This window comes from Pseudomonas sp. GW821-FHT09C10 (assembly GCF_059418085.1).
This window is the reverse complement of record NZ_JBWKPE010000005.1, coordinates 36,500-56,724: the sequence shown is the minus strand read 5'-3', so window position 1 is coordinate 56,724 and position 20,225 is coordinate 36,500. Positions and strand designations below refer to the sequence as shown.

18 protein-coding genes are annotated in these 20,225 nt (G+C 59.9%); 10 read left to right on the top strand and 8 right to left on the bottom strand.

Annotated features, from left to right (window positions below):
• Nucleotides 1-99 precede the first annotated feature (99 nt).
• From lpdA to AC07OT_RS11690, 5 genes are all read left to right on the top strand, one after another.
• A complete protein-coding gene (gene lpdA / locus AC07OT_RS11710; protein WP_027607060.1) occupies nt 100-1,536 on the top strand; it encodes a dihydrolipoyl dehydrogenase in 1,437 nt (478 codons plus the stop codon).
• A gap of 204 nt (nt 1,537-1,740) precedes the next feature.
• Complete coding sequence (sucC, locus tag AC07OT_RS11705; protein ID WP_003233235.1) at nt 1,741-2,907, top strand: ADP-forming succinate--CoA ligase subunit beta; 1,167 nt, start codon at nt 1,741-1,743, stop codon at nt 2,905-2,907.
• Nucleotides 2,907-3,788 carry a succinate--CoA ligase subunit alpha gene (gene sucD, locus AC07OT_RS11700; protein ID WP_003172813.1) on the top strand — a complete coding sequence of 294 codons (882 nt, stop codon included), beginning with the start codon at nt 2,907-2,909 and terminating at the stop codon, nt 3,786-3,788. Before sucC ends, sucD begins: the two co-directional genes overlap by 1 nt.
• A 354-nt stretch (nt 3,789-4,142) precedes the next feature.
• Nucleotides 4,143-5,456 (top strand): branched-chain amino acid transport system II carrier protein, encoded by a 1,314-nt coding sequence (gene brnQ / locus AC07OT_RS11695; protein ID WP_065924491.1) that lies wholly within the window; start codon nt 4,143-4,145, stop codon nt 5,454-5,456.
• 143 nt (nt 5,457-5,599) lie between these two features.
• A complete protein-coding gene (locus AC07OT_RS11690; RefSeq protein ID WP_027607062.1) occupies nt 5,600-6,337 on the top strand; it encodes a DUF599 domain-containing protein in 738 nt (245 codons plus the stop codon).
• A 96-nt stretch (nt 6,338-6,433) separates the two neighbouring features.
• Here AC07OT_RS11690 and AC07OT_RS11685 read toward each other — a convergent pair whose 3' ends face one another.
• Nucleotides 6,434-6,685, bottom strand: coding sequence for a hypothetical protein (locus tag AC07OT_RS11685; protein ID WP_010211724.1), 252 nt, complete (start codon nt 6,683-6,685; stop codon nt 6,434-6,436).
• Nucleotides 6,686-6,843: 158 nt separating this feature from the next.
• On the opposite strand from AC07OT_RS11685, the gene AC07OT_RS11680 reads away from it, so the two are divergent.
• The 4 genes from AC07OT_RS11680 to AC07OT_RS11665 all read left to right on the top strand — a co-directional run bounded on the left by AC07OT_RS11680 (nt 6,844) and on the right by AC07OT_RS11665 (nt 10,558).
• A complete protein-coding gene (locus AC07OT_RS11680) occupies nt 6,844-7,320 on the top strand; it encodes a PaaI family thioesterase (RefSeq protein WP_495108126.1) in 477 nt (158 codons plus the stop codon).
• On the top strand, nt 7,317-7,769 hold the full coding sequence (locus tag AC07OT_RS11675; RefSeq protein WP_495108125.1) for a PaaI family thioesterase: 453 nt from the start codon (nt 7,317-7,319) through the stop codon (nt 7,767-7,769). The genes AC07OT_RS11680 and AC07OT_RS11675 overlap by 4 nt, the downstream gene beginning before the upstream one ends.
• 89 nt (nt 7,770-7,858) lie before the next feature.
• Nucleotides 7,859-9,763 carry a molecular chaperone HtpG gene (gene htpG, locus AC07OT_RS11670; RefSeq protein ID WP_495108124.1) on the top strand — a complete coding sequence of 635 codons (1,905 nt, stop codon included), beginning with the start codon at nt 7,859-7,861 and terminating at the stop codon, nt 9,761-9,763.
• A 66-nt stretch (nt 9,764-9,829) separates the two neighbouring features.
• Nucleotides 9,830-10,558, top strand: coding sequence for a dienelactone hydrolase family protein (locus tag AC07OT_RS11665; RefSeq protein ID WP_027607066.1), 729 nt, complete (start codon nt 9,830-9,832; stop codon nt 10,556-10,558).
• Between the two features lie 46 nt (nt 10,559-10,604).
• Here AC07OT_RS11665 and AC07OT_RS11660 read toward each other — a convergent pair whose 3' ends face one another.
• Together AC07OT_RS11660 and AC07OT_RS11655 are read right to left on the bottom strand one after the other, a co-directional pair.
• Nucleotides 10,605-11,471 (bottom strand): pirin family protein, encoded by an 867-nt coding sequence (locus AC07OT_RS11660; protein ID WP_495108123.1) that lies wholly within the window; start codon nt 11,469-11,471, stop codon nt 10,605-10,607.
• 64 nt (nt 11,472-11,535) lie between these two features.
• Nucleotides 11,536-11,952 carry an OsmC family protein gene (locus AC07OT_RS11655; RefSeq protein ID WP_065924497.1) on the bottom strand — a complete coding sequence of 139 codons (417 nt, stop codon included), beginning with the start codon at nt 11,950-11,952 and terminating at the stop codon, nt 11,536-11,538.
• A 140-nt stretch (nt 11,953-12,092) separates the two neighbouring features.
• Between AC07OT_RS11655 and AC07OT_RS11650 the strand changes: the two genes are divergently transcribed.
• On the top strand, nt 12,093-13,115 hold the full coding sequence (locus AC07OT_RS11650) for an amidohydrolase family protein (RefSeq protein WP_495108122.1): 1,023 nt from the start codon (nt 12,093-12,095) through the stop codon (nt 13,113-13,115).
• A 100-nt stretch (nt 13,116-13,215) separates the two neighbouring features.
• Here AC07OT_RS11650 and fabB read toward each other — a convergent pair whose 3' ends face one another.
• The 5 genes from fabB to AC07OT_RS11625 all read right to left on the bottom strand — a co-directional run bounded on the left by fabB (nt 13,216) and on the right by AC07OT_RS11625 (nt 20,162).
• Entirely contained in the window at nt 13,216-14,436 is a 1,221-nt protein-coding gene (gene fabB, locus AC07OT_RS11645; protein WP_027607070.1) for a beta-ketoacyl-ACP synthase I, read from the bottom strand.
• 11 nt (nt 14,437-14,447) lie between these two features.
• Nucleotides 14,448-14,963, bottom strand: a complete 516-nt coding sequence (gene fabA, locus AC07OT_RS11640) for a 3-hydroxyacyl-[acyl-carrier-protein] dehydratase FabA (RefSeq protein WP_003210552.1) — start codon at nt 14,961-14,963, stop codon at nt 14,448-14,450.
• 249 nt (nt 14,964-15,212) lie between these two features.
• The gene (locus tag AC07OT_RS11635) at nt 15,213-17,114 is read right to left on the bottom strand and encodes an ATP-binding protein (RefSeq protein WP_495108121.1); all 1,902 of its coding nucleotides are present in this window, start codon (nt 17,112-17,114) and stop codon (nt 15,213-15,215) included.
• Nucleotides 17,111-18,040 (bottom strand): ABC transporter substrate-binding protein, encoded by a 930-nt coding sequence (locus tag AC07OT_RS11630; protein ID WP_495103217.1) that lies wholly within the window; start codon nt 18,038-18,040, stop codon nt 17,111-17,113. The genes AC07OT_RS11635 and AC07OT_RS11630 overlap by 4 nt, the downstream gene beginning before the upstream one ends.
• Before the next feature lies 1 nt (nt 18,041).
• Nucleotides 18,042-20,162: a TonB-dependent receptor plug domain-containing protein gene (locus AC07OT_RS11625; RefSeq protein WP_371914540.1), complete on the bottom strand. Its 2,121-nt coding sequence runs from the start codon at nt 20,160-20,162 to the stop codon at nt 18,042-18,044.
• Between the last annotated feature and the right edge of the window lie 63 nt (nt 20,163-20,225).

Here is a 20,225-nt window from a genome sequence, read left to right as displayed (position 1 = left end):
GAAGCAGCTGCAGGCTTCAAGTGACAGATTGCCGGATAAGGCAGTTGGGCTTGGGGCTTGCGGCTTGAAAGCTTGCTGCTAAATAGAGGAACTATTTTCATGTCGCAGAAATTTGACGTTGTAGTGATTGGTGCGGGTCCTGGCGGCTACGTTGCCGCCATCAAGGCCGCACAACTGGGCCTCTCGACTGCTTGCATCGAAAAATACACCGACAAGGAAGGCAAACTGGCACTGGGCGGTACTTGCCTGAACGTCGGTTGCATTCCGTCCAAGGCGCTGCTGGACAGCTCCTGGAAATTCCACGAAGCCCAGGACGGCTTCGCGATCCACGGCATCAACCATGCCGGCGTGACCATGGACGTGCCAGCAATGGTCGGCCGTAAAGCCAACATCGTCAAAGGCCTGACTTCCGGCGTTGCGACCTTGTTCAAGGCCAACGGCGTGACTTCCCTGCAAGGCCACGGCAAGCTGCTGGCCGGCAAGAAAGTTGAAATCACCAAGCCGGACGGCTCGGTAGAAGTCATCGAAGCCGAGAACGTGATCCTGGCCCCAGGTTCGCGTCCAATCGATATTCCACCGGCTCCGGTTGACCAGAACGTGATCGTTGATTCGACCGGCGCCCTGGAATTCCAGGCTGTGCCTAAGCGCCTGGGCGTGATCGGCGCCGGCGTGATCGGCCTGGAACTGGGTTCGGTCTGGTCCCGCCTCGGTTCCGAAGTGACCGTGCTGGAAGCCCTGGACACGTTCCTGCTGGCTGCTGATACCGCAGTGTCGAAGGAAGCGCTGAAAACCCTGACCAAACAAGGTCTGGACATCAAGCTGGGCGCTCGCGTGACCGGCTCTAAGGTCAACGGCGAAGAAGTCGTCGTGACCTACACCGACAAGGATGGCGAACAGACCATCACGTTCGACAAGCTGATCGTCGCCGTGGGCCGCCGTCCGGTGACCACCGACCTGCTGGCTTCCGACAGCGGCGTGAACATCGACGAGCGTGGCTTCATCCACGTTGACGATCACTGCGCTACCACCGTTCCGGGCGTCTACGCCATTGGCGACGTGGTTCGCGGCATGATGCTCGCGCACAAGGCTTCCGAAGAAGGCATCATGGTCGTCGAGCGCATCAAGGGTCACAAGACCCAGATGAACTACGACCTGATCCCATCGGTTATCTACACCCACCCGGAAATTGCATGGGTCGGCAAGAACGAACAGCAGTTGAAAGCTGAAGGCGTTGAAGTTAACGTCGGCACCTTCCCGTTCGCCGCTTCTGGCCGTGCCATGGCAGCCAACGACACCGGTGGTTTTGTCAAAGTCATCGCTGATGCCAAGACTGACCGCGTATTGGGCGTCCACGTGATTGGCCCAGGGGCAGCAGAACTGGTTCAGCAGGGCGCGATCGGTATGGAATTCGGCACCAGTGCCGAGGACATCGGCATGATGGTCTTCTCCCATCCGACCCTGTCCGAAGCGCTGCACGAAGCCGCGTTGGCAGTGAATGGCCATGCCATCCACATCGCCAACAAGAAGAAGCGCTAAGCGAGATAATAAGAAACCACGGCGGAGTTGCCCGTCGTGAGCCTTGCGCGCAAGACTCACCGCGGAATATCCGCTGGACGCAGTCTTGCGCAGCTTTACGGGCCTTGAGCCCCGCAAGTTGCGCAAGCAGCAGTCACAGGTGGCGCGGCACTCATAATGAGCGCAGCGCCGAATGCGCAGTACCTAACGAAGACGGTAAAAAGCATGAATCTTCACGAGTATCAGGGTAAGCAGCTGTTCGCTGAATACGGCCTGCCAGTTTCCAAGGGCTACGCAGTAGACACCCCGGAAGCAGCAGCAGAAGCTTGCGACAAAATCGGCGGCACCGAGTGGGTTGTCAAAGCCCAGGTCCACGCTGGTGGTCGCGGTAAAGCGGGCGGCGTTAAGCTGGTTCGCAGCAAAGAAGACGCCAAGGCCTTCGCACAGCAGTGGCTGGGCAAGCGTCTGGTGACTTACCAGACTGATGCCAATGGCCAGCCAGTCACCAAGATCCTGGTTGAATCGTGCACTGATATCGCTAAAGAGCTGTACCTGGGCGCTGTCGTTGACCGTTCGAGCCGTCGCATCGTGTTCATGGCTTCCACCGAAGGTGGCGTGGACATCGAGAAGATCGCTCACGAAACCCCAGAAAAAATTCTGAAAGCCACTATCGATCCACTGGTTGGCGCCCAGCCATTCCAGGGTCGCGAGCTGGCTTTCCAGCTGGGCCTGGAAGGCAAGCAAGTTGCGCAGTTCGCCAAGATCTTCGTAGGTCTGGCCAAACTGTTCCAGGATCACGATCTGGCCCTGCTGGAAGTGAACCCGCTGGTGATCAAGGCTGACGGCGATCTGCACTGCCTCGACGCCAAGATCAACATCGACGCCAACGCCATGTACCGTCAGCCTAAGCTGAAGACTTTCCACGATCCGTCCCAGGACGATCCGCGCGAAGCGCACGCTGCCAAGTTCGAACTGAACTACGTAGCCCTGGAAGGTAACATCGGTTGCATGGTCAACGGTGCCGGCCTGGCCATGGGTACCATGGACATCGTCAACCTGCATGGCGGCAAACCAGCCAACTTCCTCGACGTAGGCGGTGGTGCTACCAAAGAACGCGTAACCGAAGCCTTCAAGATCATCCTGTCCGACTCCAACGTCGCTGCAGTACTGGTCAATATCTTCGGCGGCATCGTTCGTTGCGACATGATTGCCGAAGGCATCATCGGTGCAGTGAAAGAAGTCGGCGTTAAAATCCCGGTTGTTGTTCGCCTTGAAGGCAACAACGCTGAACTGGGCGCTAAAGTACTGGCAGAAAGCGGTTTGAACATCATCGCGGCTACCAGCCTGACCGACGCTGCTCAACAAGTTGTCAAAGCTGCGGAGGGCAAATAATGAGCGTCCTGATCAATAAAGACACCAAAGTTATCTGCCAGGGTATTACCGGTTCGCAAGGTAGTTTCCACACCCAGCAAGCTATCGAATACGGCACCAAGATGGTTGGCGGCGTAACACCGGGCAAAGGCGGCACCGAGCACCTGGGCCTGCCAGTGTTCAACACCGTGAAAGACGCTGTAGCTGCCACTGGCGCCACCGCCAGCGTGATCTACGTTCCAGCTCCTTTCTGCAAGGACTCGATCCTGGAAGCGGCATTCGGCGGCATCAAGCTGATCGTGTGCATCACCGAAGGCATTCCTACCCTGGACATGCTGGACGCTAAAGTTAAGTGCGACGAGCTGGGCGTAGTCCTGATCGGCCCTAACTGCCCAGGCGTGATCACTCCAGGCGAATGCAAGATCGGCATCATGCCAGGTCACATTCACTTGCCAGGTAAAGTCGGTATCGTTTCCCGTTCCGGCACCCTGACCTACGAAGCTGTGAAGCAAACTACTGACGCCGGTTTCGGTCAGTCGACTTGCGTCGGCATCGGCGGTGACCCGATCCCAGGCTCCAACTTCATCGATATCCTGAAGCTGTTCCAGGAAGACCCGAAGACCGAAGCGATCGTGATGATCGGTGAGATCGGCGGTTCGGCTGAAGAAGAAGCGGCTGCCTACATCAAGGCACACGTGACCAAGCCGGTTGTTTCCTACATCGCTGGTGTGACTGCCCCTGCGGGCAAGCGCATGGGCCATGCTGGCGCAATCATCTCTGGCGGCAAAGGCACTGCAGACGAGAAATTCGCTGCACTGCAAGACGCAGGCGTTAAAACCGTGCGTTCGCTGGCAGACATCGGCAAGGCCTTGGCCGAGCTGACCGGTTGGGCTGTCAAGTAAGCCTCGCGCTTAGCTGACGCTTTACCAGCAAAGGCCACCTTCGGGTGGCCTTTGTGCATTCTGCAGATTGTTGACGATTCAAATGTGGGAGGGGCAAGCCCCTCCCACAATTTTGTTTGTATTGCCAAATTAAGTATGAAAACGCGACATCAAGATGTCGCTTATCGGACAGTGCGCCCCGCAACAGTGCGTTTGTCAGCCTAATTCTGTACCCTAGCCGCCTCTTTATGCGTCCGCCTCCCAAAAGGAAGCTGCGCGCTAGACCGGCCGGTGCCCATAAGGGCCGGCAGCATTTCCCTCATCCATAGGGAATCCCTCTCTAAATTCCGATTCAGTAGTGTGGTATTTCCTCAAATGAAAGTGTTGAAAAGCCAGGACATCCTGGCGTTGGGCTTCATGACCTTCGCCCTGTTCGTGGGCGCCGGCAACATCATCTTCCCGCCTATCGTTGGTTTGCAGTCCGGGCCTCATGTCTGGATGGCGGCGCTGGGCTTCCTGATCACCGCCGTTGGCCTGCCGGTGGTCACCGTGATCGCCCTGGCCAAGGTCGGTGGCGGCATGGACGCGCTGAGCAGCCCGATCGGCAAGATCGCCGGTGGCCTGCTCGCGGCGGCGGCGTATCTGGCGGTAGGGCCGCTGTTCGCCACCCCGCGTACCGCGACCGTGTCGTTTGAAGTGGGCCTGGCGCCGCTGACCGGCGAAAGCCCGCTGGCGTTGTTTCTCTACAGCTCGGTGTATTTCCTGGTGGTGTTCTTTGTCTCCCTGTACCCGGGCCGACTGCTGGATACCGTGGGGCGTTTCCTGGCGCCGCTGAAGATCATCGCGCTGGCCATCCTCGGCATTGCCGCGTTTGCCCTGCCGGCTGGTGAGGTGGGTGTCGCCACTCCGGAATACGTTGCGGCACCGTTCTCCCAGGGCTTTATCAATGGTTACCTGACCATGGACACCCTGGGTGCGCTGGTGTTTGGCATCGTGATCGTCAACGCGATCCGTTCCCGTGGTGTCGAATCGCCCAAGCTGATCACCCGCTACGCGATCATTGCCGGGTTGATTGCCGGCGTCGGTCTGGCGCTGGTGTATGTCAGCCTGTTCCGCCTCGGGTCGGGCAGCCATGAAGTCGCTGCCGGCGCTGCCAATGGTGCCGCAGTGCTGCACGCTTATGTTCAGCACACCTTCGGCTCCCTGGGCAGTGGCTTCCTGGCTGTACTGATCTCCCTGGCATGCCTGGTCACTGCCGTCGGCCTGACCTGCGCATGTGCCGAGTACTTCAGCAAAATCCTGCCGCTGTCCTACAAGACCCTGGTAGTGATCCTGGCGCTGTTCTCGCTGTTCGTGTCGAACCTGGGCCTGACCAAGCTGATTGCGTTCTCGATCCCGGTACTCACTGCGATCTATCCGCCGTGCATCGTGCTGGTGGCGTTGAGCTTCTGCAAAGATTTCTGGCAGGAGCAGGGCCGTATCGTTGGTCCGGTGATGCTGGTGTCGTTCATCTTTGGTTGCATTGACGCGCTCAAGGGCGCAGGCCTGGCAGGCTGGATGCCTTCGCAGCTGGCGAACCTTCCGCTGAGCGAGCAAGGCCTGGCGTGGCTGGTGCCGTCGGTGATGACGCTGGTTGTGGCGGTCGTCATTGATCGCATGCTGGGTAAGCGCAGCGAAGCCATCGCATAACAAGCGGGTTTCATGCAGTACGGAAATGCCTCGTATCAATCGATACGGGGCATTTTTTTTGAGCGGCGGGCAGTGTCTTTTTCTCTGCGCTAACGTCGAACAGACGCAAAAAGTTTCTCAATCTTCTTTCTGCAAGGACCCGCATGTCGTTCGTCGAAGCCAATCAGATCCACCTGCTTGCCGCCCTCTGGTTCATCCTGTGCTGGGGCGGCTACACCCGTTATGCCACCTGGAAGGCGCGGGACACTGCATGCCTGGCCAGCGTGCTGCATTTGTACCGCGAAGACTGGATGCGCCGTATGCTACTGCGTGACAACCGGATTGCCGACGCCAGCGTGATCGGCAACCTGGAGCGTAATGCCTCATTCTTCGCCTCCAGCACCTTGATCATCCTCGCCGGCATTCTCACGGTGTTGGGGGCCTCCGAGCGGGCGGTGTCATTGCTGGCGGACATACCCATGGTGCAGCAGGCCTCCCAGGGCATGTCGGAGATCAAGCTGCTCTGCCTGGCGCTGGTCTTTGTCTATGCCTTCTTCACCTTCAGTTGGTGCATGCGCCAGTACAACTTCGCCGCGGTGCTGGTCGGATCGGCACCGATGATCGGTGAGCGGCATGTGTCGGAGCAGGAGCGCAAGGCGTTTGCCCTGCGTGCGGCGCGGGTGATCTCCATGGCTGCCAACCAGTTCAACTTTGGCCTGCGTTCTTATTACTTCGGCATGACCATGCTGGCGTGGTTCGTCAGCCCCTGGTTGTTCATGTTGATGAGTGCCGGGGTGGTGTTCGTGTTGTATCGCCGGGAGTTTCATTCCGACGTACTGCAAGTGATGGTGTATACGCAGACGGATACACCGATGCCTGAGCCGGCCAAAGAGGAGATTTAATGCGTGACGCGCTGAGTTAAAAACAACAGGCAAAGTAAAGCCCGCTATATAAGCGGGCTTTCTTTTTTTGCAGCGAAGCTATTTCATGCCGCGGTATCAGGAACCAGTGGCAGGAGTGGCTGGTGCTGCTTCTTTTGCGGCGGCTTCGTTCGATTCAGCCTGAGCTTTGGCAGCATCGGCGTTTTCTTTCGCAGCGTCGTTCACTTTATCCTGAGCTTTCGCCATGTCTTTTTGAGCTTGCTCAGAATGCGCTGCGGCATCTTGGGCTTTGTCTTCGGATTTCTTGTCGCAAGCAGCGAGACCGAGGGCAGCGGCCAACATCATGGAAATAGCTAAAGTCTTACGCATGGGGTGTTTCTCCTTAGTGAAGATATCTACTGGCCTTTCGAGCATGGCCGTTCAGCATTAGTTCCTTTTATTCCACAGATATATAAACAACGACCTCAAAGGAACTTTCGCCCGCACCGTCTATTTCGCCCATCAACACTAATAAGAGTCTGCAACGAATGACCGAAAATCCCTTGTTAGAGCGCGCGACGCGCTTTGTCTCAGCCTTGCGCCATTGTCAGGTGCTGGGTATCAGCGTTCATCATGCCAGCGAGGAGGGCATCACGTTGGTCATGCCTTACGCGCCGCAGTTGGTGGGTGATCCCCAGACCTGCGTGATCCACGGTGGCGCGTTGACATCCTTGATGGATACCGCCTGCGGCATGGCCACCCTGTGTGTCCTGCCGGAGTTCGAGGTGTGCCCGACCCTGGACCTGCGTGTCGACTATATGCATCCCGCCGAGCCGCATAAGCCGGTATATGGTTTCGCCCAGTGCTACCGGGTGACCACCGACGTGATCTTCACCCGTGGTTTTGCCTACCAGGACGACCCGCAACAACCCATCGCCCATGTGGTGGGCACCTTCATGCGCATGGGCAAGCGTCTCAAGGGCACCCAAGGGTTGGGGCGCGCCATCAAAGGAGAGCAGGCATGACCCATCGATTCAAGACCCGCCTGGAACTGGCTCATCAGCGCGGCAGCTACGAGGCGCTGCTGGACCTGATCCCCTACGCCAAACTGATCGGGATCGAATGCACCCGGCTGGGGGATGAATTGCTGTTTCGCCTGCCGGCCCACAAGGACAATATTGGTAACCCCATATTGCCTGCGCTTCACGGCGGGGTGATTGCCGGCTTCATGGAACTGGCAGCGGCGTTGCACCTGCTGGTATTTACCGGAGCGCCGGGCCTCCCGAAAATCATCGATTTCTCCCTCGATTACCTGCGCGCCGGCCAGTTTCGCGACACTTACGCCAAATGCCAGGTGTGGCGCCAGGGCCGACGGGTGGCGAATGTGGCGATCACCGCCTGGCAAACCACCGCCGCCGAGCCCATCGCCACCGCCCGTGCGCATTTCAAGATCGAGGACGTGGTCCGCCCTTGAAATCCTGCTCTTAGCCCCCAACTTTGATGACAACCCGCCGCCAACCCTTCAGGGCGCGGCCACTGCCATCCAATTGGAGTTTGATGACCATGAGTGTGGAAACTCAAAAGGAAACCCTGGGCTTCCAGACCGAGGTGAAGCAACTGCTGCACCTCATGATCCATTCGCTGTATTCCAACAAGGAAATCTTCCTTCGCGAATTGATCTCGAACGCCTCCGACGCTGTCGACAAATTACGTTTCGAAGCCCTGTCCAAGCCTGAGCTGCTGGAAGGTGGCGCGGAACTGAAAATCCGTGTGAGCTTCGACAAAGACGCCAATACCGTCACCCTCGAAGACAACGGTATCGGCATGAGCCGTGAAGATGCGATCACCCACCTGGGGACCATCGCTAAATCCGGTACCGCCGACTTCATGAAAAACCTGTCCGGCGACCAGAAGAAAGATTCGCACCTGATCGGCCAGTTCGGTGTGGGCTTCTACTCGGCCTTCATCGTGGCCGACAAGGTTGAAGTGTTCAGCCGTCGTGCCGGCCTTGACGCCAGCGAAGGCGTGCACTGGGCTTCCAAGGGCGAGGGCGAATTTGAAATCGCCACCATCGACAAGGCTGACCGTGGTACCCGCATCGTCCTGCACCTCAAATCCGGTGAAGGCGAGTTCGCCGACGGCTGGCGCCTGCGCAATATCATCAAGAAGTACTCCGACCATATCGCCTTGCCGATCGAGCTGCCGAAAGAACAAGCAGCTGCCGAAGGTGAAGAGAAGCCTGCCCAGGAATGGGAAACCGTCAACCGCGCCAGTGCCCTGTGGACCCGTCCGCGTACCGAGATCAAGGACGAGGAATACCAGGAGTTCTACAAGCACATCGGTCACGACTACGAAAACCCGCTGAGCTGGAGCCATAACAAGGTCGAAGGCAAGCTGGAATACAGCTCGCTGCTCTACGTGCCGGCCCGTGCGCCGTTCGACCTGTACCAGCGTGAAGCGCCGAAAGGCCTGAAGCTGTACGTGCAGCGCGTGTTCGTGATGGACCAGGCGGAGTCGTTCCTGCCGCTGTACCTGCGCTTTATCAAGGGCGTGGTCGACTCCAATGACCTGTCGCTGAACGTGTCGCGGGAAATCCTGCAAAAAGACCCGATCATCGATTCCATGAAGTCGGCGCTGACCAAGCGCGTGCTCGACATGCTGGAAAAACTGGCGAAGAACGAGCCAGAGCAATACAAGGGTTTCTGGAAAAACTTCGGCCAGGTCATGAAAGAAGGCCCGGCGGAAGATTTTGCCAACAAGGAAAAAATCGCCGGTCTGCTGCGCTTTGCTTCCACCCAGGGTGAAGAGGGCGAGCAGGTGGTGTCCCTGGCCGAGTACCTGGCACGTGCCAAGGAAGGCCAGGACAAGATTTACTACCTGACCGGCGAAACCTACGCACAGGTCAAGAACAGCCCGCACCTGGAAGTCTTCCGCAAGAAAGGCATCGAAGTGCTGCTGCTGACCGACCGTATCGATGAGTGGCTGATGAGCTACCTCAACGAGTTCGACGGCAAATCCTTTGTCGACGTGGCCCGTGGCGACCTGGACCTGGGTAACCTGGACTCCGAGGAAGAGAAGAAAGAAGCCGAGGAAGTTGCCAAGGCCAAAGAAGGCCTGGTTGAACGGATCAAGGCGTCCCTGGGCGATGCCGTCAGCGAAGTGCGGGTTTCCCACCGTCTGACCGATTCCCCGGCGATCCTGGCCATCGGCGAGCAGGACCTGGGCATGCAGATGCGCCAGATCCTCGAAGCCAGCGGCCAGAAGGTCCCGGACTCCAAGCCGATCTTCGAATTCAACCCGGCTCACCCGCTGATCGAGAAACTCGACGGCGAGCAGAGCGAAGAGCGCTTTGGCGACCTGTCCCACATCCTCTTCGACCAGGCGGCCCTGGCCGCTGGCGACAGCCTCAAGGACCCGGCCGCCTACGTGCGCCGACTGAACAAGCTGTTGGTTGAACTGTCGGTTTGATACCGTTGTAGAAAAACCCGCTTCGGCGGGTTTTTTCGTTCTAGTGCACCCTAACTGGAGAAAATGATGAGCCAAGTCACCGTGCGTTCCGTGGTCTATCAGATTGATGGCCAGTCTTATGAAAGCCGCCTGGCGTTCGATGCCAGCCAAAAGAACCCGCTGCCCGGCCTGCTGATGGCGCCGAACTGGATGGGGGTGAGTGCGGGGGCCGAAGAGATCGCCAAGAGCGTTGCCGCCAAGGGCTACGTGGTGCTGATCGCCGACCTCTACGGGCAAACCGTGCGCCCGTCGAATGGCGATGAAGCCGGCGCCGCAATGATGCCGTTGAAGAATGATCGCCCGTTGCTGAACAAACGCATGCAGGCTGCCCTTGAGCAGCTGCAGGGCCAGACCGAAGCGGCAGTGGACACCTCTAAGCTGGCCACCTTTGGTTTCTGCTTCGGCGGTTGCTGCTCCCTGGAGCTGGCACGGACCGGTGCGCCATTGAAGGCTGCCGTATCGTTCCACGGCACCCTCGACACGCCGAACCCGGCAGATGCGAAAAACATCAAGGGTTCAGTGCTGGTGCTGCACGGTGCTTCCGACCCGTTGGTGCCGAAAGAGCAACTGCCGGCGTTCGAAGATGAAATGAACGCGGCCGGCGTGGACTGGCAATTGCTGAGCTACGGCGGTGCGGTGCATTCCTTCACCGACCCGCACGCCAATGTGCCGGGCAAGATGATGTATGACGCCAAGACCGCTGCACGGGCGTTCCGGTCGATGCATAACTTGCTGGATGAAGTGTTCAAGGGCTGAATCTTCAGCGCCTGTTCCAGCGTCATCGGGGGCTTGCCCCCGATAGCTATCTCACCGGCAACTCAATTCTTTCGGTTTCACCCGGCACCGTCGGCCAATCCCCCGCCGCCCAGCGCTGCCTGGCCTGCTCGATCTTCAGCGGATCGCTCGCGACAAAATTCCAATTGATCCGCCGTGGTCCATCCAGCGGTGCTCCGCCCAACACCACCAACTGGCAATCACTCTCGGCGAACAGGGTCATTGCCTGCCCGGCCGGCAATACCACCAGGCTGTGCACCTCAAGTTGTTCACCCTCCAACTGGGCTTCACCCTCCAGCACATACACCGCGCGTTCCTCGTGCTCGTCAGGAATCAGCAGGGTCGTGGCCGTTTGCATGTATACATCTGCATACAACGTAGGCGACAGCACCGGCACCGGTGACTTGAGGCAGAAGCCACTGCCGGCGATCAGGCGAATCCGCACGCCCAGGTTGTCACTCACCGGCAGGCTCGCTGCGGGGTGATGGCTGTAGTGCCCCGGCCCCTCTTCGTGGTCCTTGGGCGATGCCAACCACACTTGCAGGCCATGCATGCTGAAACCACGGGCCTTGAGTGCCTCGGGTGTGCGCTCGACATGGGCGATTGCACCGCCTGCGGTCATCCAGCTGACATCGCCGGCCTCTACCACCTGATCCGACCCCAGGCTGTCCTTGTGCTGCAGTGCGCCTTCGAACAGATAGGTGAGGGTGGACAGGCCGATATGGGGGTGCTGGCGGATGTTCATGCCGCTGCCCGGTGCATAGCGGGTCGGCAGCATATGGTCGAAAAACACAAAGGGCCCGACGCTGCGACATTCCCGCGAGGGCAGCGGGCGCAGGATCGGCTGGCCTTCGACATCTTCGGGGCGTGGGCGGATCACGGTGAGGGTGGTCATGGTGCGTCCCAGTCTGAGCGGGTTGTAGGGTAATGAGCATAACCCGCTCGACGGGAGGTTGCCGCTATTGGCTGAACGCGCCTTCAGAGAGGCGGGTTTCGATGGTGACCTCGGCGGTGGTCATCAGCTTGTGTACCGGGCAGCGATCCGCCACGCGGTGCAGCTCGTCGCGCTGTTCGTCGGTGAGTACGCCCTTGAGCGTCAGCTTGACGTTGAGCCTGTATTTGCCCTTTTGCTCTTCGCTGGCGTCGTGGGTGACTTCCACGGTGACGCCGGTCAGGGGGATGTCTTTTTTCTGGGCGTAGAGTTTGACGGTCAGCGCCTTGCACGATGCCAGCGCGGCGTCGAAGTAATCGTGGGGGGAGGGCGCCGAGTCGTCACCACCCAGGCTCTTGGGCAGATCGGTAAACAGCTCGTGATTATTGATATTGACGCTGTGGCGGAAGTTGTCGGCGTTCAGCGTATTGACGGTAACAGGCATGGCAAACCTCACGGGGTGGCAGAAGGAAGGTCATGCAGTTATAGAGCATGCTGGCACGGGGGTGTTCCACATTTTTTGCCGGCTGAACCCCGGTATGGCACGCAAGGTCTACCGGTATTCGCCCTTATCGAGGTTATACCGTGCCCTGGACCCGCTTGAGTCTCGCCCTGTTGCTCGCCGCCAATAGCCTTGCGACACAGGCTCGCGACTATGCCTACAGCGATGCCCACCTGCATTACGTGGATTTCTTCCAGGAAACGGCGGGGATGGACACATTGCTCAAGGCAATGGCAGAAAATCGCATCGAGCATGTCATGATTTCCGGCATTCCCGTCGCAAAGAAATGGCACGAAGACGAACCCAAGCGCCCGCGCTACTACGCCGGTGATGACGCAGATGCCTATTGGTACAGCGCCACCGACGTGATTGTCGCCGCAGCGGTAAATAAACTGACGCCTGAACAGCGCCAGCACTTTCATCCGTTTCTGTCCGGCTTCAACCCCAATGACAAGAATTCGGATGCCCATATCCAGCGCATGCTCGACCTCAACCCAGGGCTGTGGCAAGGCATCGGTGAAGTGTTTACCCGTCACGACGACCTTACCGCCCTCACATCGGGGGATACCCCGCGCGCCAACAATGAGGCCATGACGCGTATCTATCACCTGGCGGCGGAAAACGACTTGCCGGTGATGCTGCACTCCAACATCACCTCCAAGCGCGAGCGTAACCCGCTGTATTTGGCCGAAATCGAAGAGCCGCTGCGCAACCACCCGCACACTCGCTTTATCTGGGCTCACGCCGGCACCAGCAAGGAAATTCACCGCCACCAGGTGCAAATGGACTTTTTGCTGCCCACCTTGAGCCGTATGCTCGAGGCTTACCCCAACCTGTATATCGACCTGTCCTGGAGCATGCTCACGCCGTACTTGCTGGATGATGGGGGCAAGCCTCGGCCGGAGTGGGTAACGCTGGTGGAACGCTTCCCGGAGCGCTTTATGCTGGGTTCGGATGTCGTCGGGCGTTTCAACAAGCTGGGTAAGGAAATGCACCGCTTTGATGTATTCCTTGATGCATTGCCTGAGGATGTTGCCCACAAAGTGGTGAGGGACAACTTCCTGGCCATCCTGCCTAAACCTCGCGGCGATGAGGGTGCGCGTTGATATTGCGTTTTCGTCTCACGCAAATGCGGTCTCAAATCCGGTCGCCCATAAAAAAGCCCCGATCCAGTCGGGGCTTTTTCATGTGATCAATCTGCGGGGCTTACTTACCCTGCCAGCGTTTCAGCACCAGGGTGGCGTTAGTGCCACCGAAGCCGAAGCTGTTGCTCATCACGGTGTCGACTTTGACGTTTTCAACCGTCTTGGTCAGGATCGGCATATCGGCGACGACCGGGTCGATCTCGTCGATGTTGGCCGAACCGGCCATGAAGTTGCCTTCCATCATCAGCAGGCAGTAGATCGCTTCGTGAACGCCGGCGGCGCCCAGGGAGTGACCCGACAGGCTCTTGGTGGAGCTGATGGCCGGGGCCTTGTCGCCGAATACCGCGCGTACACCTTCCATTTCCTTGGCGTCGCCGACCGGAGTCGAGGTGCCGTGGGTGTTCAGGTAGTCGATCGGGGTGTCCACGGTGGACATGGCCATCTGCATGCAACGGATGGCGCCTTCACCGCTTGGCGCAACCATGTCGTAGCCATCGGAAGTGGCGCCGTAGCCGACGATTTCCGCGTAGATCTTGGCGCCACGGGCCAGGGCGTGTTCCAGTTCCTCGACCACCACCATGCCGCCACCGCCGGCGATGACGAAACCGTCACGCTTGGCATCGTAGGCGCGGGAGGCCTTTTCCGGGGTTTCGTTGTACTGGGTGGACAGGGCGCCCATGGCGTCGAACAGGAACGACTGGCTCCAATGTTCTTCTTCACCGCCGCCGGCAAACACGATGTCCTGCTTGCCCAGTTGGATCTGCTCGACGGCGGTGCCGATGCAGTGTGCACTGGTAGCGCATGCGGAGGAGATCGAGTAGTTCACGCCCTTGATCTGGAACGGCGTGGCCAGGCAGGCCGAAACGGTGCTGCCCATGGTCCGTGTGACACGGTACGGGCCAACGCGCTTCACGCCTTTTTCGCGCAGGATGTCCAGCGCTTCCATCTGGTTGAGGGTCGATGCGCCGCCGGAGCCGGCGATCAGGCCGGTGCGTACGTTCGATACCTGGTCTTCGCTCAGGCCGGAGTCGGCGATTGCGTCTTTCATGGCCAGGTAGGCGTAGGCGGCAGCGTGGCCCACGAAGCGATAGATCTTGCGATCGATCAGTTCTTCGAGGGGCAGGTCGATGGAGCCGGAAACCTGGCTACGCAGACCCATTTCGGCATATTCCGGGTTGAAGCGGATGCCAGGGCGACTTGCACGCAGGTTAGCGGTGACGGTCTCTTTGTCATTGCCCAGGCAAGAAACAATGCCCAGACCAGTGATAACGACGCGGCGCATGCGGATAACCCTTAAAAGTTGTCAGTGGAAGTAAATACGCCGACCCGAAGGCCTTCGGCAGTATAGATCTCGCGACCGTCGACAGTCACCGAACCGTCGGCGATGGCCAGGTTCAGCTTGCCCTTGAGGACGCGCTTGATTTGAATGTTGTAGGTGACTTTCTTGGCGGTCGGCAGGACCTGGCCGAAGAACTTCACTTCGCCCGAACCCAGGGCGCGGCCACGGCCTGGCAGGCCTTGCCAGCCCAGATAGAAGCCGACCAGTTGCCACATGGCGTCGAGGCCCAGGCAGCCCGGCATGACAGGGTCACCTTCGAAGTGACAGGCGAAAAACCACAGGTCCGGGGTGATATCCAGCTCGGCGACCAATTCACCTTTGCCGTACTTGCCACCCTCTTCGCTGATATGGGTGATGCGATCCACCATCAGCATGTTCGGGGCGGGCAGTTGCGCGTTACCTGGGCCGAACAGCTCACCGCGACTGCAGCGCAGCAGGTCTTCCCGAGTAAAGGCGTTTTGTTTGGTCATGCGAGCTCCTCAATAATCCCATGCGGCAGGGTAGGGCAAATCTTCCCGAACCGAATGAAGCGTTCATGCCTCATGTCGGCAGCCTACACATAGACTATTGCGTTGTAGTGAAAGTCACAGCGGCAAGGTACTGAATGTACACTTGTTCACTGAAATTTTAAACCGAGCCCGTTCAGGGGCCCGTTCGGGTGCCTAAGACTGCCGCACTTTCGTCTTTCACGCCAGTCGGAGTTGGCTGATGGCGCGCCGCTATTGCACCCAGCGCTGTAGGATTTGCTGCAAATCCGTGCGTTTGAACGGCTTGGCCAGGTAATCGTTCATTCCGGCCGCAAGGCACGCTTCCCGGTCGCCCTGCAAGGCGTTGGCCGTCAGGGCGATGATCGGCAGGTCGGCGCAGCCGGGCAGCTGGCGAATCTGCCGGGTAGCCTCATAGCCGTCGATCAAGGGCAAGCGACAATCCATCAGGATTGCGGTGAAAATCAGGCTCTCGGCACTGCGGATCGCCTCGGCGCCATCGGTGGCCAGGCTGACTTCAAAGCCCAGGCTGCGCAGCATGGCTTCGACCACGGTGCGGTTGACCGGGTTGTCTTCCACCAGCAACACATGGCGACCCTCGCCGGCGCTGTGCTTGCCCTCGGCATCCAGGGCGATCGACGGCTGGCTGTGCGGGTCGATGGCCAGGGGGATCTCCAGGGTAAACACCGAGCCACGGCCTTCTTCGCTCTGCGCGCGCAGCGTGCCGCCCATGCGTTCGGCCAGGGTACGGGCGATGGGCAGCCCGAGACCGGTACCGCCGTAACGTCTTGAAATGGAACTGTCGGCTTGCTGGAACGCATCGAACATCAATTCCAGGCGCTCGGCGGAAATCCCGATGCCGCTGTCTCGCACGGTGCAGGTGAACCACACCAACTCATGGTCGAGCACCTGCCAGTGGGGCTCCACGCTGACGGTGCCGTGTTCGGTGAACTTCAAGGCATTGCCGATCAGGTTCACCAGGATCTGGCGGATCCGCGTCGGATCACCCTGTACCCGCAGTGCGTCCATGCCGGGCGGGATCGGCAGCTTGAGCGCCAGCCCGCGCTGCTGGGCGCTGTGCTGGAAGGCCTGGGCGCAACTGTTGATCAGGTCGGCCAGGTTGAAGGGGATATGTTCCAGCTCCAGGGCCGCGCGTTCAATGCGCGAGAAGTCGAGAATGTCGTTGATCACCTTGAGCAAATGCTCGGTGGATTCGGAGGCCAGCGCCGCGTACTCGGTCTGTTCCTCGGTCATGTCGGTGGTTTCCAGCAGTTGCAGCATGCCCAGTACACCGTTCATCGGCGTGCGCAGTTCGTGGCTCATCATCGCCAGGAAGTCTGACTTGGCGTTGTTGGCCCGTTCCGCCTCTTCGCGGGTCTGGATCAACTGGGCCATGGCCTGCTGTTGTTCGCGGCTGGCCTGGTTGAGGCCTTCGGCGAGGTTGTTGATATGCCGCGACAGGTCGCCCAGCTCCGAATCATCCACAATCGGCAGCGGCGTCTTGTAGTCGCCCTGCTGGATGGCCTTGACCGCATGGCCCATGGCGCTGATCGGTTGCGACAGGCTCGCCGCCAGGCGCCGGGCGAGCAGGAACGTAAACAGCAGGGCGAACAGCGCGAGGATACCGGCTTTGAACAGGATCTCCTGCTGACGCTGGCTGAAGGCGTCATTGGACATGCCGACGATCACCCGGCCCAGGTAGTCCGCGCGGGGGGCCTTGGGTTCGTTGAGGTTGTCCTGGAAAAAGTCGTTGCCCAGCTGGATATGCTGCAGGCGAATCGGCGCCTGGAACACTTTTACCGACAGCGCGCGGTCGTGTTTCTCCGAGGGTTGCTCGACGTACACGAGGATATTTTCGCTGCTGTCCTGAATCTCCAGGAAACGTACATGGGGCGTGGCCAGCGTGGCGCGCAGCAGGCTGTCGAGCACATCGTTGTTGCCCGAGATCACCCCATATTCGGTGGCCGGTGCCAGTTGGTTGGCGATCAATTGGCCGGTGTGGTCCAGTTCCTGGCGCAGGTCCTGGATACGCACGAAGGTGAAGAAGCTGATCAACAGCAACGTCAGCAACAGCGCCGGGCCCAGGGTGATGAGCTGGGTGCGGGTATTGATGTCCCAACGACGACGCAAGGTCATGGGCGTTTTTCTCCTTCGGCCATTCGGGCGGCGACGCTGGCTTCGTCCACCTGTTCGATGCCCAGTGAGCGTGCGACCTGCGCGTTGCCCACGACTTTGAAGTGGTCGGGGTACAGCGCGCGTGGCCAAGCGGCCGGCGGCTGGTCGAGCAAACGATCGAGTACCGCCAGCCAATCGTCCTGGTCGCTGTAGGTGCTGGCGAGGCTGCCGGCGCGCACAAACCCTGCATTGGGCCCGAACAGCGGCAATTGCTGGGCGTAGCTGCTCAGCAGCAGGTTTTTCGCGGTCTTCGGGTTGTACAGCTGCGGGTCATCGAGGCCGAGCAGCACGTCGCTGTTCCTGAACAGGGTTTGCAGCGGGCGACTGTCGTTAGTGTTGTCCCAACGCTGCGGTACGATCTCCAGCTCCAGGGCCGCCGCATGCTGGCGCAATTCGGGCAGCAGGAATTCACTGTCGGTGCCGTAGAGCACGCCGATGCGCCGTGCCTGGGGCAGGACGCTGGTGATCAGGCGCAGCTGCCGCTCCAGCGGCGGGTCGCTCCACAACAGGCTGACTCGCGCGTGCCGTGAGGCCTCCGGGCGCTGATGGGCTTGGAGCCGACTGATGCGCAGTACCAGCGTCGGCGGCCCTTGGGTATCCCGCAGGCGCCAGTCGAGGCCGGGCAGGTCGAGCAGGATCAGGCGCGTGCCGGCGGGCAGTTGGCTGGGTGCCGGCAAAGCCTCAAGTGACGTGAAGGTGACGCGGTCTTCGGGGCGTTGTCGGGCCAGCGCCTGGGTAAAGGCCTGCACCCCGGCGCTGTCTTCGGCGGCGGTCAGCAGGATTTCGGCGCTCCATGCCGGTGCGCACAGCAACAGGCCGGCCAGCAGCCCAGCAAGTCGCCGCAGCCTATAGATAAAGAAGAAGGTCATCCGTGACGAGTCGCCCATGTCAGAACTCTAACTCCGCGCTGAAGTAGAGTACGTGGCGATGGTCGTAAGTGTTATCGGCCCAAGTGGTGGGCTGGTTATCGAGGCGTTGTTGCAACATGCCGGCCAGCTCCACGTTGGCTTTGCCCAGGGCAATGCGCTTGGCCACCCGCAGGTCGACCCGTTCGAAACGATATTGGTTGAGTGCGTCGTCGCCATAGTAGAACAGCGCGCTGGACCAACCTTGGCCCCATTCGCGCAACCAGCCGGCCGAGCCACTGTTACGCGCGGTCTGTGCTTTGTCCAGTGGGTTGCTGGTGGTAGCGTCGACATACGCGTAAGTCAGCCGCAGGCGGTCGGCGTTGCTCACGCGCCAGTCGAACTGGGACTCGGCGCCGGTGAAGCGTGAGCTGTTGGCGTTGCTGGCAATGTACTGGTTATTACGCAGCGGCGAGCTGATCATGTCGGTGATTTCGTCGTAGAACACCTTCACGTCCATGTTCAGCCCGATGTCGGCAAAGAAGCCGTTGTAGCCCAGTTCCCGCGAGCGCATCAGTTCTTTGTCGAGGTTGCCCGGGCCCCGCGTCTTCACGAAGTACTGTCCGGAACTCTGCCCATAGGTCGGTGAGCTGAGGTTGGTGACGCGGTAGCTCCAGTTGACATTGTTCTCGAACATGTCCGGCGAACGGATGGCTTCCGAGTACACCGCGCGCAAGCCGTGGCGCGGGTTGATCAAATAGTTGACCGCCACCCTGGGCGTCAGCGAATGGCCGCTCAGGTGCGTGTCTTCGAACATGGCGCCGCCTTGCAGCAGCCAATGTTCACTGGCGCGCCATTCCAACTGGCCGAACAGACGCCAGGTGGTGTCGTCCAGGGTGCCGTTGAAGTAGGTATCGGAGTCGGCGCGGTCGTAGCGGTAGTTCATGCCACTGACCAGACGCAGGCTGTCGGACAGGCTGAGGGTATCCTGGATTTCCACGTCGTAGCGGCTTTCGCGGGTGCTCTGGTCGATGTCGCCGCAGACGCTCTGGTTGGCGCCGTTGCGCCACTGGTCCAATACCTGGTTGGCCAAGGCTTGTTCGGCGGCGCTGCCCGGTGGCGCGGTGCCCTGGCTGTAGGTGTCCATATGCCGGGCCAGCCGTTCGGCATAGTTGGGGTTGAGCTGCCACAACTGGGTCAGCTCGGGGCTGAACGAGACCTTGGCGTCACAGGCCTTCCAGATTTGCCGGCGGTCCCACTGCTGGGCCGAGCCTTGGATATATAGGCTGTGATCGGGGTTGAAATCAAAGTTCCAGCGCAGGGAGCCGGCGTAGTCCTTGGCCGTGACATCGGAATTGTCGCCGCCTTCGGTAATCCCGGCGAATACCGGGGTGTAGGTGTAAGGGCGCTGGTTGGTGCCTTCCTTGGCATTCAGTTGCCAGTCGATACTCTGTTGCGCGTTCAAGGTCTGGCTCACTGCCAGGCTGAAGCGGTTGAGGCGACGGCCGTCCCGGCGGTCGGCGCCAGCGGCATCGCTGTCAAAGCCATCGTCCTGTTGCCCGGACAGCGACAGGCGCAGATCGCCGGTTTCCCAGCCCACGCCCTGGCTGGCATAAAAGTCATTGATGCCGCGCTCACCGCGAATCACCTTCACCCGTGAGCCATGGCTGTTGGCCGGTGAGCGCGTGAGGATATTGACCACCGCCATCAAGGCATTCGCCCCGTAGCTGACGGTGTTGGGGCCGCGGAAGACCTCGATGCGCTCGATGTCTTCCATTGCTACCGGGATGTCGCTCCAGTCCACCGTGGCCAGGCCGGCGCGGTACACCGAACGCCCGTCGATCAACACCTGCATGCGGCGCGCATCGCTGGCACTGGTGCCGTGGTAATTCACCGCCGCCTGGTTGCCGGTGGTGTAGCCGACCATCATCCCCGGCACCAGGCGCAGCAGCTCGCTGATATCCCTTGCGCCGCTGGCCTTGATCAACTCGCTGTCGATCACGGTCATACTGCCCGGCACGGCGGCGGCCGATTGCTTGAGGCGCGTGGCGGTCAATACCTGCGGCAGCGGCTGGCTGTCGAGGAACAGGTCGTCAGCCAGCGCAGGTGCACTGCACAACAGCATAAGCAGTAGAGATGAACGGGAAGGAGGGCCCAAATACACGACATGGCCTTGATAATGACGGATAGCCGCCCATGTTAACCGAGGTGAGGCTATTTGCCAGTC

Coding starts and splice junctions, on each gene's coding strand:
- lpdA (WP_027607060.1), top strand. CDS start 100: ATGTCGCAGAAATTTGACGTTGTAGTGATTGGTGCGGGTCCTGGCGGC.
- sucC (WP_003233235.1), top strand. CDS start 1,741: ATGAATCTTCACGAGTATCAGGGTAAGCAGCTGTTCGCTGAATACGGC.
- sucD (WP_003172813.1), top strand. CDS start 2,907: ATGAGCGTCCTGATCAATAAAGACACCAAAGTTATCTGCCAGGGTATT.
- brnQ (WP_065924491.1), top strand. CDS start 4,143: ATGAAAGTGTTGAAAAGCCAGGACATCCTGGCGTTGGGCTTCATGACC.
- AC07OT_RS11690 (WP_027607062.1), top strand. CDS start 5,600: ATGTCGTTCGTCGAAGCCAATCAGATCCACCTGCTTGCCGCCCTCTGG.
- AC07OT_RS11685 (WP_010211724.1), bottom strand. CDS start 6,685: ATGCGTAAGACTTTAGCTATTTCCATGATGTTGGCCGCTGCCCTCGGT.
- AC07OT_RS11680 (WP_495108126.1), top strand. CDS start 6,844: ATGACCGAAAATCCCTTGTTAGAGCGCGCGACGCGCTTTGTCTCAGCC.
- AC07OT_RS11675 (WP_495108125.1), top strand. CDS start 7,317: ATGACCCATCGATTCAAGACCCGCCTGGAACTGGCTCATCAGCGCGGC.
- htpG (WP_495108124.1), top strand. CDS start 7,859: ATGAGTGTGGAAACTCAAAAGGAAACCCTGGGCTTCCAGACCGAGGTG.
- AC07OT_RS11665 (WP_027607066.1), top strand. CDS start 9,830: ATGAGCCAAGTCACCGTGCGTTCCGTGGTCTATCAGATTGATGGCCAG.
- AC07OT_RS11660 (WP_495108123.1), bottom strand. CDS start 11,471: ATGACCACCCTCACCGTGATCCGCCCACGCCCCGAAGATGTCGAAGGC.
- AC07OT_RS11655 (WP_065924497.1), bottom strand. CDS start 11,952: ATGCCTGTTACCGTCAATACGCTGAACGCCGACAACTTCCGCCACAGC.
- fabB (WP_027607070.1), bottom strand. CDS start 14,436: ATGCGCCGCGTCGTTATCACTGGTCTGGGCATTGTTTCTTGCCTGGGC.
- fabA (WP_003210552.1), bottom strand. CDS start 14,963: ATGACCAAACAAAACGCCTTTACTCGGGAAGACCTGCTGCGCTGCAGT.
- AC07OT_RS11635 (WP_495108121.1), bottom strand. CDS start 17,114: ATGACCTTGCGTCGTCGTTGGGACATCAATACCCGCACCCAGCTCATC.
- AC07OT_RS11630 (WP_495103217.1), bottom strand. CDS start 18,040: ATGGGCGACTCGTCACGGATGACCTTCTTCTTTATCTATAGGCTGCGG.